Source organism: Bacillus smithii, assembly GCF_001050115.1.
GTDB classification, from domain to species: Bacteria; Bacillota; Bacilli; order Bacillales; family DSM-4216; genus Bacillus_O; species Bacillus_O smithii.
Genome location: NZ_CP012024.1, coordinates 2,881,809 through 2,895,277 on the forward strand (window position 1 = coordinate 2,881,809; position 13,469 = coordinate 2,895,277).

12 protein-coding genes and 1 riboswitch are annotated in these 13,469 nt (G+C 44.3%); of the genes, 7 read left to right on the top strand and 5 right to left on the bottom strand.

Features of this window, described 5'->3' with window-relative positions; genetic code table 11:
• The first annotated feature begins 86 nt into the window (after positions 1–86).
• Complete coding sequence (locus BSM4216_RS13530) at positions 87–275, top strand: YjfB family protein (protein WP_048624043.1); 189 nt, start codon at positions 87–89, stop codon at positions 273–275.
• 423 nt (positions 276–698) lie between these two features.
• Positions 699–1,973 (top strand): MFS transporter, encoded by a 1,275-nt coding sequence (locus BSM4216_RS13535; protein ID WP_244878011.1) that lies wholly within the window; start codon positions 699–701, stop codon positions 1,971–1,973.
• Between the two features lie 117 nt (positions 1,974–2,090).
• Here the strand turns inward: BSM4216_RS13535 and BSM4216_RS17150 are convergent, their stop codons facing one another.
• The 3 genes from BSM4216_RS17150 to BSM4216_RS17260 all read right to left on the bottom strand — a co-directional run bounded on the left by BSM4216_RS17150 (position 2,091) and on the right by BSM4216_RS17260 (position 3,085).
• Positions 2,091–2,318, bottom strand: a complete 228-nt coding sequence (locus tag BSM4216_RS17150; protein ID WP_244878012.1) for a hypothetical protein — start codon at positions 2,316–2,318, stop codon at positions 2,091–2,093.
• Between the two features lie 469 nt (positions 2,319–2,787).
• The gene (locus BSM4216_RS17155; protein WP_244878013.1) at positions 2,788–2,928 is read right to left on the bottom strand and encodes a hypothetical protein; all 141 of its coding nucleotides are present in this window, start codon (positions 2,926–2,928) and stop codon (positions 2,788–2,790) included.
• A gap of 34 nt (positions 2,929–2,962) precedes the next feature.
• Positions 2,963–3,085, bottom strand: coding sequence for a hypothetical protein (locus BSM4216_RS17260; RefSeq protein ID WP_255287966.1), 123 nt, complete (start codon positions 3,083–3,085; stop codon positions 2,963–2,965).
• Between the two features lie 411 nt (positions 3,086–3,496).
• Here BSM4216_RS17260 and BSM4216_RS13550 point away from each other — a divergent pair, with 411 nt between their 5' ends.
• The 5 genes from BSM4216_RS13550 (at position 3,497) to BSM4216_RS13570 (ending at position 10,525) form a co-directional block, all read left to right on the top strand.
• Positions 3,497–3,823 carry a hypothetical protein gene (locus BSM4216_RS13550; protein ID WP_048624045.1) on the top strand — a complete coding sequence of 109 codons (327 nt, stop codon included), beginning with the start codon at positions 3,497–3,499 and terminating at the stop codon, positions 3,821–3,823.
• A gap of 188 nt (positions 3,824–4,011) precedes the next feature.
• Positions 4,012–5,430 carry a branched-chain amino acid transporter BcaP gene (gene bcaP / locus BSM4216_RS13555; protein ID WP_048624046.1) on the top strand — a complete coding sequence of 473 codons (1,419 nt, stop codon included), beginning with the start codon at positions 4,012–4,014 and terminating at the stop codon, positions 5,428–5,430.
• Positions 5,431–5,840: 410 nt separating this feature from the next.
• Positions 5,841–5,990: riboswitch (cyclic di-AMP (ydaO/yuaA leader) on the top strand.
• Positions 5,991–6,108: 118 nt separating this feature from the next.
• Positions 6,109–7,932, top strand: a complete 1,824-nt coding sequence (locus BSM4216_RS13560; protein WP_048624047.1) for an APC family permease — start codon at positions 6,109–6,111, stop codon at positions 7,930–7,932.
• Positions 7,933–8,226: 294 nt separating this feature from the next.
• The gene (locus BSM4216_RS13565; protein WP_048624048.1) at positions 8,227–8,634 is read left to right on the top strand and encodes an anti-sigma regulatory factor; all 408 of its coding nucleotides are present in this window, start codon (positions 8,227–8,229) and stop codon (positions 8,632–8,634) included.
• A gap of 31 nt (positions 8,635–8,665) precedes the next feature.
• Positions 8,666–10,525 (top strand): ATP-binding protein, encoded by a 1,860-nt coding sequence (locus tag BSM4216_RS13570; RefSeq protein WP_244878014.1) that lies wholly within the window; start codon positions 8,666–8,668, stop codon positions 10,523–10,525.
• 81 nt (positions 10,526–10,606) lie between these two features.
• Here BSM4216_RS13570 and BSM4216_RS13575 read toward each other — a convergent pair whose 3' ends face one another.
• Positions 10,607–12,025, bottom strand: coding sequence for an amino acid permease (locus BSM4216_RS13575; protein ID WP_048624050.1), 1,419 nt, complete (start codon positions 12,023–12,025; stop codon positions 10,607–10,609).
• A 313-nt stretch (positions 12,026–12,338) separates the two neighbouring features.
• On the bottom strand, positions 12,339–13,403 hold the full coding sequence (locus BSM4216_RS13580; RefSeq protein WP_048624051.1) for a tartrate dehydrogenase: 1,065 nt from the start codon (positions 13,401–13,403) through the stop codon (positions 12,339–12,341).
• Between the last annotated feature and the right edge of the window lie 66 nt (positions 13,404–13,469).

Genomic DNA, 13,469 nt, shown 5'->3' on the forward strand with positions numbered 1-13,469 from the left:
GCTGGGAGAGATAGTTTAATAGTTTTTAAAAAATTTTTTCGCTTTTGTGCTAAAATGGGTTGAAGTTGTTGAAAGGAGGGTATTCTATGGATATTTCCGCATTATCGGTTGGATTGCATCAGATCCAGCTGCAGCAAAGCGTCGGGATTGCCTTGACAAAGAAAGCGATGGATGCGGCGCAGGTTCAAAGCCAAGCGATGATCAATATGATCCAACAGTCGGCGGTTCCCGCTCCCCATCCGACGTCCGGACATAAGATTGATGTCAGTGTTTAATGTTTAACATGTAATCTTCAAGAAAGGACTGTCCAGTGTCTGTTACCCCTACGCAAGTTTGCATAATCTAGTGATGGTGAGAACCAGACACTTACGGGACAGCCCTTTTTTGTCTTTTCAGAATGTTCCGAGCCGATCAGTTGATATTCGATTTCCTTTCATGATATTTTTAGTTCAATTAAGGACGATCTTTTTGAAAAGAACGCTGATCATTCATACATAGAAAGGGTTATGGAGTATGGAAGAAAAAAGACAGGGAAGCCGTGCGGAGGGGCAGGATGCCTTTACGAAAAGGCGCTGGTGGATTTTGGCGAATGTGTCGCTTGGAACGTTTATGGCCACGCTGGATGGCAGCATTGCCAATGTGGCGCTGCCGTCGATAGCCCGCGCGACACTCATACGTCCATGGGAGATGTGCAGTGGGTGTTAAACGCCTATCTGTTGACGATTTGCGCTCTTTTGCCGATTGTCGGAAAGATTTCCGATATGGTGGGGCGTACGCGGATTTATAATTATGGGTTTCTCATTTTTACCTTGGGGTCGTTATGGTGCGGGCTTGCCCACTCGCTTGCAGGATTGATCGTCGCGCGGATTGTTCAAGCGATAGGCGCTTCCTGTATGATGGCGAACAACCAAGCAATTGTATCGGTGACGTTCGCAAGCGGCGGCCGCGGCCGGGCGATGGGTATTACAGGAGCGATGGTTTCGATCGGATCGCTGACAGGCCCGGGGATCGGCGGGATTTTAATCGGCCATTTCGGCTGGCCGGCCATCTTTTTTATTAACATTCCCATTGGGATTCTCGGCTTTATCGCGGGTTGGTTTATTTTGCCGCGCACGAAACTCAACAAAGATAAGGAGCCGTTCGATTATGCGGGTTCGGTTTTGTTTATGATTGGAATGGTGGCCTTTTTATACACCGCCTCCAAAGGAGAAGACTGGGGCTGGGGTTCAATCAGAACGGTTTCGCTCGGACTGTTGGCCATCCTCTTCTTGCTCACGTTTTACATTTGGGAACGAAAAACGCGGTTTCCGATGCTGGACTTTTCTCTTTACCGGATCCGCGCATTCCGCATCGGCAATATCACGGCGTTATTGTCGTTTGTCGCCCTTTTTTGCTCGAACGTGATGATGCCGTTTTATTTGCAAAACATCCTCGGGTTCTCCCCGCAAAAAACCGGTTATATGATGATGGTGTATCCAATGGTGATGGCGGTTGTGGCTCCGTTTGCTGGCTGGCTTTCCGATAAAATCGGGTCGGCGTATTTAACGACCGGGGGGTTGCTGGTGAATGCGCTTGGGTTCGCCTTATTGAATACATTGTCGATGAAAGAAAGCATGTGGATGGTAGCCCTTCACTTAGCGATTTTTGGGCTTGGCCACGGTTTATTCCAGTCACCGAACAATTCCAGCGTAATGGGCGCTGTTCCCCGTCCGCAGCTGGGGACAGCGGGAGGCTTGAACGCCCTTGTCCGCAATGCCGGAATGGTATTAGGCGTTTCCTTTTCGGTTACGTTGCTCACATTCCGCATGAATCAGCTGAGCGGGCATACTGGACAAGTTTCCGCCCACGACAGCGACCCGGCGCTGATGATGCAGGCTTTGCATACGGTCTTCTGGGCAGCGTTTGCGATTTGCTTATTTGGCGCGATGCTTTCCGCACTTCGCCTTACGCAAAAAACCCAGCCCACCATGTAGTGCCGTCCTTCTCCGGCGTTTGAACCTTCCCTGTCGGAGAAGGGTTTTTTATTGGCAAATACCCCCTTCTTGAAAAAAGAAAATCCTTCTTTCAGTTGGCACAGCCTTGGCCGCCATCTAAGATATCCTCGCCGCTATCGTTCTAATACCTGAGCGAGACAACGGATTTGCTGACGGTATTTGGTCTAAATGGTATCCCTTGCTTCGCAAATAGTATTCCACGCCGTTTTTGGCAATGTCGGTATTATGTTTCGGGCCGATGGGGACATACCGGACCGGCAATTTTTCTGGCAGCTGAATGGAAATATACGGAATAATAATGCCGTTGACTGAACGAAAGGCCATTTGTGTGTCGCCGGTGTCCGCTCTTCTTCTTCGTTTAAATGCAGGTATTCTTCTTCATTTTTAAAGGCTTCATGCTTGAAAAAAATCGAACAGGACGTAATCAGTTCAAGAAAATGAGTCGGCAGTTCGGCCGCCGCTTTCTTATCGTCAAACTGTCCGCGGCGCTGCCTTAGGAATTCAAAGGATCGGAGCAGCGAATGTAGGAGAATCTGCTACTGCTTCCTTTTTCGTATATCACATTTCCATAGACAACGCTGACTTCTTTTCCCATGCTTTCCGAAAGACTGTTGATTTTTTCCAACAATTCGCGGGAAGAAAAGCCGATATTGTATCCATCTCCTCGCGAGCAGCTGCACTAAAAGGTCAGCGAATCTTGGTTGGGGGTCAGCGACAACACATACACTTCCAAATAATCCAAATGAATTTCATGCAAAAATTTTGAAAGAGCCCATCTCATTTTTCCAACAAACTAATTCCGGCATTTTTCCAGTTCCTTATCCTTTCCATACGTTTCATTGATCTTTTGTTCCAATAATTCGAGCACATGGCGGGCGATATGACGAATATAGACCAGCTCGCCTGAATCGTTTAAAAAATTTCCTTTTGACATCCATATGCTTCAGTTGTCAATCATTCCCATAAAGCTATCCAAATTGGTGTAGTGGTAAAGGAATATCATGGGGCTGTTCGGATTGCCCAATGGCTTCCCCCATGTACGTCCAAAATTGCGAATGCAACAGCTGCATTAGCGGCTCTTGTTCTGCCATTCCATCACTCCCCGTTTGAATTAACGGTCCTCGTTTTCTTTTAATTAAAATCATTCGTTCTTTTCTTTTTCCCAAAAGGCCGGAAAAACAAGCCCATCTTCCAAAGGCGCACATTCTCCTGAAAAAAGCGATGTCCAAGAAAAAAGCCGAATCCCCTTTCCGCTTGAAAAAGAATCCGGCCTTGCCTTTTGTATGATTTTTATGATGGATTGTCCGCATTTATGATTCTTTGGCATTGACGGCATTTCATTCAAAAAATGGACGATGAGTACATTGGGTTCCGTCCTCCAATCAGAACTGCCATTCATTTTAGAAAAAAATTCCTTTCCTTTCTCTTTTCTATTTCGCCAAAATCCGCTACACTTTTCATAAACGCAGATGAGGCAAATAATAAAGGAGGAAAACGAATTCATGATCTTCATTTTATATGCAAGTCTGATTCTTTTTATTGGCGTTCTAATTTATTTGGACCGCGTTGCCGTGAAAACGTACCGCTCTGCCTGGCCGAAAGCCGAACATATACAAGCCGTGCTCAAGCGTATGCGAGAGCAAACAGAAATAATCCAAGCAGAAGCCGCCAAACTATTAGAACATCAGCAGAAAATTCAGGAAGATCTTGAACAAACGAAAAAGTCGGTGGAAACAGCTGTGAGAGCAGCGAAGCAAACACCGGAAGCTGCGAAGAAGTTATTTAGCGTCTTGAAAACTCAAAGAAAAAAGGCACCAAGCCAGCCATAAATATCCTTTCTGTTCTATAGGCCAGCTCTTAAGGATGTCGAAAATCGGCATCCTTTTTTAAATTTTATTTTTTAACCGTTTTCATGAGAGCTCTTGTCTTGACTTCGACACTATCCGACATTATACTCAAAACGTATCAACATTGAAATATCAGAAAATTCAACTATTTTAGAAGATAGGAGGACATCATGAGTACACTGTTTCGAAAAAAATCGATCAATGAAATGCTGGCACAAAGCCAGAAAAAAGAGCTGAAGCGATCTCTTGGATTGCTGGACTTAATCTTTCTTGGCGTCGGCTGCGTGATTGGAACAGGCATTTTTGTCATAACGGGAGTGGTAGCAGCTCAAAGCGCAGGTCCCGCAATTATTCTTTCCTTCATCTTAGCCGGAATTGCATGCGCGTTGGCTGCTTTTTGCTATGCCGAGTTTTCCTCAGCAGTGCCGATTTCAGGAAGTGTTTATACGTACACATATGCCACACTGGGTGAAATTTTTGCCTTCTTAATTGGCTGGGACTTGATGTTGGAGTACGTGCTGGCGATTTCAGCGGTGGCAGCCGGGTGGTCAGCTTATTTTCAATCCCTTTTGGCTGGTTTTGGACTGAAAATACCGACTATTCTTTCTTCGGCACCCGGCACTGGGCATGGAGGAGCCGTTGATTTACTGGCAATTCTGATTATTTTGTTTATTACTGCTTTAGTTAGCAGAGGAGTAAAGGAAAGCACTCGTTTTAACAATGTCATGGTCATTATCAAGCTGGCGGTCATCATCGCTTTTATCGCTGCCGGACTCGGCTATGTAAAACCGGACAACTGGACGCCGTTTATGCCATATGGTTTTAGCGGAGTTGTTACAAGCGCCGCAACGGTTTTCTTTGCCTATATCGGATTTGATGTCATTGCAACGGCTTCTGAAGAAGTGAAACGGCCGCAGCGTGATATGCCTATCGGGATCATCACTTCCTTAGCTATTTGCACGATCTTGTATATAGGAGTTTCTCTAATCCTAACGGGAATGATCCCTTATCAAAAATTAAATGTTGCCGACCCGGTAGCCTTTGCTCTTAAATTTGTTGGCCAAGACCGGATGGCTGGGATTATATCCGTGGGCGCCGTCGCCGGAATTACGACCGTTCTCCTCGCTTTAATCTATGCACAAGTCCGGCTTTCCTATGCGATGAGCCGGGACGGTCTGCTTCCAAAAGTGCTTGGCCGCGTTCACCCGACTTTTCAAACGCCGTTTATCAACACTTGGATCACAGGTATTTTAGCCGCTGCTATTTCAGGCTTTGTGGATTTAACGACCCTTGCCCATCTTGTCAATATGGGAACCCTTGCTGCTTTTACGTTAATTTCTATCTCTATTATCGTGCTGCGGAAAAAATACCCTGATTTAAAACCATCATTCAGTGTTCCATTTGTTCCGGTGCTCCCGGCGATCAGCGCCATCATCTGCATTTACTTGTCACTAAGCCTGCCGGGAATCACTTGGATCTCTTTTCTGATTTGGCTGGCCATTGGAACGTTCTTTTACTATATCTACGCCAGAAACCACAGCCATTTAGCACGCCACGACATTCATCAATCAAAAAAAGAGGTTGTCTAGAAACGCGGCTCGTCATGGCCCCATCCTTTTCCGAACCTTGTGGCGTGTGAGTCCCTTGATCTTGTTTAACAGGCTCTCTCCTTTCCCTTTGAAGGAGGGGAACTTCTTTTTTCAAGATCAATACCATTTTGGAAAAAGATGACCTTATTTGGATCATGGGCCAGCTGGAAGGCTGGCCATTTGAATGGAAAAAACAGTTTGTTTTTTCTCTGCGTTACAACGTTTAAAGAGGGAATCCTTTTATAAATCGGCCAGACAGTCCATAAGAAAAAGCGAATTTGAAAGATAAGTCTATTTGTAAGCGCTTTTATAACTGAAAACAGTTTTTTCTCTTCATTTTTTTCCCTTTACATTCTCACTCTTCCAGGATTAAGATATGAACATTCTAAAAATAATAAAGTTAATCCAAGCATCTTTTATCGCTTAATTCATGATGATGAAGCGGGGGAAACCAATCGCGGCCTTATGGGCTGCATGGGGTGAATCCTAATATTTAGGAGGGGTGACTCTTTCCACCCTAATCCGACAGCTAACCTCGTAGGCGTTTGAAAAGAGGAGATGTCTCTTTGCCTATGCTCTTTAGTGCCGCAGAGTCATTTTCCCCTCTGCGGTTTTTGTTTGCGCAAAATGAAATCTCCACTTTTATCAATATTTTCAAACAAGAGGTGCAGAACCATTATGTATATGACATTAAAACGATTGCTGATAGGAAAGCCACTGAAAACCAATGCCCTTAGCGAGCATAAATTAAGCAAAAGGAAAGCGCTGGCCATTTTATCATCCGATGCTTTATCTTCCGTTGCATACGGTCCCGAACAAGTGCTGATCGTCTTAGCTACTGTCGGAGCAGCGGCTTACTGGTACTCCATTCCAATCGCAGTAGGGATTTTGATACTGCTCATAGCGCTCATCCTCTCCTATCGGCAAATTATTTACGCCTACCCTCACGGCGGTGGAGCGTATATCGTATCTCGAAACAACTTGGGCGAAACAACTGGTCTCGTCGCCGGCGGATCGCTCTTGGTCGACTATATTTTAACTGTTGCCGTCAGCATTTCCGCAGGGACGGACGCCATCACTTCGGCATTTCCTTCCCTGCATGCCCACAGTGTGCTGATTTCTATTCTTCTTGTGCTCTTTATTACCATTTTAAACTTGCGTGGGCTGTCTGAGTCGGCAACCGTGTTGTCCTATCCGGTCTATTTGTTCGTATTGGCCTTGCTTGTATTAATTGCGGTCGGAATTCAGAAAGTCGCCACCGGCCAAATCCCGGCTACTGCCCATGAACCGATGGGACATTGGGTGGATGGCGTCAGCATGTTTTTATTGTTAAAAGCTTTTACATCCGGATGTTCTGCGTTAACAGGCGTCGAAGCCGTTTCGAACGCGATTCCGAATTTTAAAGATCCCGCCGAAAAAAATGCGGCCCGCACGCTTATGATGATGGGCGTTTTGCTCGGAATTTTGTTTTCCGGCATTACCTTTTTAGCTTATTGGTACGGTATCAGTCCGAAAGCGGACGAAACCGTCGTTTCTCAAATTGCGGATGAAACATTCGGCCGAACGCCGTTGTATTACTTTGTACAAGGAACGACCGCCTTAATTCTCGTGTTGGCAGCGAATACCGGTTTTTCTGCTTTTCCTCTTCTCGCGGTCAACTTGGCGACAGATAAATATTTGCCGCGTATGTTTACCATTCGTGGCGACCGACTTGGATATTCAAATGGCATTTTGTTTTTAAGCATTGCTTCCATGATTCTGATTATCGCGTTTAAAGGAAAAACGGAAAACTTAATTCCTTTATATGCGGTTGGCGTTTTCATTCCTTTCACCCTCTCTCAAACCGGGATGATTGTGAAATGGATTCGGGAAAAACCAAAAGGATGGCAATGGAAGCTTGTGACTAACTTTGTCGGAGCGTTTATAACCTTTACGGTCGTTCTGACGTTGTTCATTACAAAATTTACTCATGTTTGGGTTGTTTTCGTCTTTTTGCCTGTAATCATTACCATGTTTTATAAAATTAAGCATCATTATATCAACGTGGGAGAACAATTGCGGATCAACCCTGATGAACAAACTCCGCCTATTGCGGGCAATGTCGTCATCGTTCCGGTCGCCGGAATCACGAAAGTAGTGGAAAACTCATTAAAATATGCCCAATCGATCGGCGATTATGTCATTGCTGTCTATGTGGCGTTCGACCGCGAAAGCGAAGAAGCCATGCAAGAAAAATGGAAAGAATGGCAGCCTGATGTGCGGCTTTTAACCTTTGTGTCTCAATATCGAAGTTTGGTTCATCCGATAGGAAGGCTCGTTGATTTTATCGAAGACAAAGCAGAAGATCACAATTATCAAGTAACCGTTTTGATACCGCAGTTTTTGCCGCGCAAAAGATGGCACCATATTTTGCATAACCAGTCGAGTTTGCTGCTTAGAGCCTATTTGCTTCGTACAAAAAACGTTGTCGTCTCCACTGTTCCTTACCATTTCAAGAAATAGCCAAAAGCCCCTAACCTTCGAAAGGGGCTTTTTCTTTTTGGAATCAAACTACAGCTTCCACCTGCCTCCATTCTTCTAGCTATCACTTATAAAGCAAAATTAAAACCATCTATAGAGGCTACACATTGAAACTGCACGATCATGATTTTATTTTTCGATTTTTTCAAAAAAATACTAGATAAAACCAGTTATTTTGATAGAATTAATCTTGATCTGTAGTTTCCAGTAAGCGGCAGTGAGGACTTCCGCTTACACTTTGATCGATTACTAGTAAGAGTAAAGGACGAAGAAAATGTGTACAGAATAGCGATTGATGATGAAAGAGATGTGTACATGGCCAGTTCCATCGGAAAAAAAGTGGCGGAAGAATTTGGACTGGACAAAATTCAACAAACCAAGCTGGTTGTTTCGATCATGGAATTGGCACGCAATATCATCTATTACGCAGTAAAGGGGGAAATTTTTATTACTCCCTTTCCTGACTACGGAATTGAAATTTTGGCTATCGACCATGGGCCGGGCATCAAAGAGATCGAAAAAGTTCTGAAAAGTGAGATTCGTTCCAAAAAAGGGCTTGGACTCGGTTTATCAGGAGTTCAGCGGTTAATGGATGAATTTGAGATAACCAGCAAAGAAGACTTTGGAACGAGAATCCGCGCCGTGAAATGGTTAAATGAAAGGCAGGGGAACCATCATTTATAAACAATTGAAATTTAGAGAAGTACACTATGGTTTGATTCTGCTTAAGCCGGACGGCCAAATTGAATATATGAACAATAAGGCCCAGAAATTAATAGGGCATAAAAGCCAGTCCGAACCGAAAAATATTTTTCAGTGCTTTGCTCATCCGGACATCAATAAAAAGCTTCAAGACTGTATGGATGGGACTTGCGAACAATTTGTCGCTCATGTTCACTCAAGACCTCATCTTTTTTTGTTCCATAAAGGCATTGGTCATCCGCCCTCAAGTCATTATTTGTATATCTTCAGCCTTGATCAGCTGAAGAATGTAGAAAATCACAATAATTGGAATGAGAGCTTATTAACTTCCATCGGTGAGATGTCAGCCGGCATCGCTCATGAAGTAAGAAACCCTTTAACAGCTGTAAAAGGATTTTTGCAATTATTGAATCAATCCTATAAACCAGAGTACATCGAAATTGCTCAAAGCGAACTGGAACGGGCGATTACCATTTTAAATGAGCTCATGAGCGTTTCCAAACCGGAATTTGATCAAGAAAAACGAACCACGTTTTCCATCTCCGCTGAAATTGAATCGATTTTGCTGCTGTTTCAAAACCAACTTTATAACATTAAAGTCGTCAAAAAATTGGAACATCCAAGCGCCGTTATTACGGGGAAAAAGGGCCAAATCAAAAAAGCGCTTTTCAACATTGTGAAAAATGCGATCGAAGCGATGCCCAAAGGCGGAATCTTGACGATTGAACAGTATGAAGATCATGAGGGAGTCCATATTAGAATTGCGGATACCGGCGTCGGCATCCCGAAGGATAAATTACGAATGCTCGGCACCCCTTTCTTCAGTTTAAAAGAAGACGGAACGGGAATGGGAGTGGCGCAAGTGTTTTCAGCCATGCAAAACAATAATGCATTCGTTCAAGTAGAAAGCGAAGAAGGAAAAGGGACTGCTTTTTGTTTGCACTTTCCAAAAGGCATCCGGCATTTAGATCCATTCTCCAGGAGGGATATTATGGCGAAAACGATTTCTTTAGAAAAAGAATTAACCGAATTTTTGATCCAAAACATCGATCAATATGCGAAACAATGGGTTCAATATTTGCAAGAGCATAAAAGCTATTATAATCACTTTGACGCAAGCAAAGACGCGGAAGAGGAACAGTTCAATCAATGTAAGCGTTTTATCAACCTCGTCGTGAGAAGCATTCCGGAAATTAAAGCGGAAGAAATCATGGACTGGTCGAAAGAGCTTGGTACATCAAGGGCCAAAACCGATTTTCCCATTCATCTGGCTTGGGAATTTTTCCAATCTTCCCGAAGCATGATTTGGGAGGCCATTCATTCCTTTTATCAACAAACCGGCACCAGTCTGGTCATCGATGAGTTTTTTTCACTCGAACGGAAAGTCAATAATATTATTGATATGATGATTAACTCCTACACAGCTTATTATGTTCAATATAAAGACGAATTGCTGAAAAGCCAGCGCGAGACCGTCGATGAGTTGTCCGTGCCCGTTATACCTATCACCGATAAAATATGTATTCTTCCGATTGTGGGCACTGTCGATACATATCGAGCGAAAAAAATTCGCGAGAAGACTCTTTTTAAAGTGAAAGAGTTTAAAGCGCGCAAATTAATCATTGACGTCTCCGGAGTTCCATTCGTTGACACCGCTGTCGTCAATCATCTTTTTAAAATTGTGAGAGGGATTAAACTGCTGGGATGTTCCACCATCTTAACCGGAATCAGTCCGGAGATCGCCGATACGATGATCGAACTCGGCATCGAAATTGGAGAAGGGCTGGAAACCCGCTCCGACCTTCAACAGGCACTCCAAGAAATCGGCTTTGGCTTTGAACATGCTTCGAACCATATGAAAACAAAAAGATAAAGAAATTGGAATCACACTAAAAAGAATGACCGCCAACTGATGACGGTCATTCTTTTCTCCTATACGGCTTTCATGGCAATGTTATAACCGGCTTTCTGCTTCTTTGTTGATCGGCTGCGGATTTCTCATAATGAATGGATATAGCAGCAATCCGACCACAAATAAACCGATGCCTAGCAAGAAAGTTCTCATATCAGCCGTTCCTGTTTTAATGACCCAAATAGAGTACACCAATGCGAGAACGGTAATCACGCCGTCTGTTCTCCGTGCTCCTTGCGCTAAGCCATAAGTTTCTCCGGTAATCACCAACTTTAATTGATAGACGGCAGACACAAGATATGGAATCAAATAGGCCAGCGTCGCCACTACAATGACAAAGTTATAGGCTCGGTTCACCGTATGGGATATGGTCGAAAACAAGAAAATCTGCGTCATCAAATTGGTGAGGGTTAAAGAGTTTCTTGGACTTCCCTTTCCATTGGTTTTGGCGAAAAAAGCAGGGAATAGGCCCGTTTTTGCCGCTTGATAAGGCACTTCGGAACTGACGACAATCCAGCCCACAGTCGATCCGAACAAAGAAATTAAGGCTAAAATCGCCATAATATAAGTACCGCCGCTTCCAATCACTTGCCCTAAAGCATCGACAAGCGGTTTTTGCGATTCTCTCAGTTCATCTTGAGAGAGAGCCCCCATCGTTAACAGTGTAATCGCGATATAAATCAGCATCGAAATCAACAATCCTAAAAGGGTTGCTTTCTTTACATCTCCTTGCGATTTTGCCCGGTTGGAAAGCATTACGGCCGATTCGATGCCGATAAAAGCCCACAACGCGGAAATAGCTGCACCATTGATTTGTCCGCCCAAAGACACTGCCTTTCCGGTCGAATCCACAAAATGTTTGGCATTTCCCAAATTGCTTTGATCAAAAGCAAAAATAGTCAAAACGACAAATAAGGTAAATCCAAGCACTTTCGCAACAGTCGCCGTTAAATTGATTTTCCCGGCACCGTCAAAGCTGCGAGTCAGAATCCATTGAATTCCCCACAGCATCACCGTACACACTAAAAAGGTGATCAGTTTGCCGACTTCCAATTGAAAAGACCCGGCTGACCATAAAAGCTTTTTGCTTTGCATGATCGGGAAAAAGGTAGTTAAATAACCGGCAAAAGAAATGATGACTGAAGCGGTCGCAGCCCAGTTGGCTGCCCAATAACCCCACGCCATGCTGTAGCCGGCAACCCGTCCGGCATTAGGCGAAGAAAACATTGCTTGCGCGTAGCTTTGCGGCCCCGCTTTCAGCTCCGGTTTTCGAATAGACAAATTTCCAAATACGAGCGCAATCATAAAAACCCCCAGCCCGGTTGCTATCCAGGCGAGAGTGGCCCCCCACGGACTGGACACTTGGGCCAAATTAGTCGGAAGCATAAAAACACCGCCTCCTACCATATTTCCAACAACAAACATGGTTAAAATCCATAATCCCCATTTTTTATTGTTCATTCTGCTCACCTTTTTGATTCATTATCTCAAAACCAATCCTTCTTCCTTTATTAAGAAAAAACGATCGTTTTCATCGGGATCTTGATTTGACTTTACTATTTTACAACAAGTTCTTTAGTTTAGTAAAGTGGTAGAATGATAAAGAAAGAGGAAATGTATCCCACCGTTCAAAAGTCCTCCATATATTCTTGAGAACAGGCATAAAAAAATGGGGCCGACTGACAAGCCATAGTCATGGCCCTTTACAGTCGACCCCCGATATTCGAAAACATAGATTCATTGAACTCCTAAGCGTAAATGAAACAGCCTCTCTTCATTCCGCAAGTTCCTTCATTTTTCGGATAATCGCATCCGTTACTTCTTTCGTCGTGTTCTTTCCGCCTAAATCCGGTGTTTTGATTCCTGCTTCCAGCACCGCCTCAATGGCTTCCAATAGCAAATCAGCCGATTCCTGCTCGCCAAAATGGTCCAGCATCATTTTCGCCGTCCAAATTTGCCCGATTGGATTGGCAATTCCTTTTCCGGCAATATCCGGCGCGGAGCCATGGACAGGTTCAAACATGGACGGGTATTTTCCGTTTAAATGAATATTTCCTGACGGAGCGATGCCAATGCTGCCCATGATGGCCGCTCCAAGATCAGTCAAAATATCTCCGAACAAGTTGCTCGCGACAATGACATCAAACTCCTGCGGTCGAGTCACAAAAAAGGAAGCCAACGCATCAATGTGATAGGACTTCATTTCGACATCAGGATATTTCGCCGCAACTTCTTGAACGACGCGATCCCAAAAAGGCATCGTATGGACAATGCCATTCGATTTCGTTGCGCTGGCCACTCGCTTTCTTCTTGTTCTTGCGAGTTCAAAGGCGTATGTCGCTGCTCGCTCGATTCCTTTTCTCGTAAACACGGCGTTTTGAATCGCCATCGCGTCTTCCCCGCTGTGGATTTTTCCGCCGATTTCGCTGTACTCGCCTTCGCTGTTTTCGCGAACGACGATAAAATCAAAACCGGCCGGATGAGCCAGAGGCGATTTTATCCCTTTCAATTGTTTAGCCGGCCGGACATTGATCACCTGCTCAAACTCTCTCCTGATTTTAATGAGAATCCCCCATAATGACACATGGTCGGGCACCAATCGAGGATCGCCAATCGCTCCTAAAAAGATGGCATCGCTGTCAGCCAGTCGGCTTAAACCATCTTCCGGCATCATTTTTCCATGCTTCAGAAAATATTCGCAGTTCCAGGGATATGTATCGTAAGAAAAGGAAAGGCCTCCATGCAGTTGAGACAAAGCTTCCATTACTCTTAATGCTTCCGGAACTACTTCTTTGCCGACCCCATCTCCTGGTATCACGGCTATTTTCTTTGTTTTCATCCTGAACCCTCCTACCCTTGTTTCTGGCCCGATAAGACTTAAACGATCAAACTAAATCATGTCACT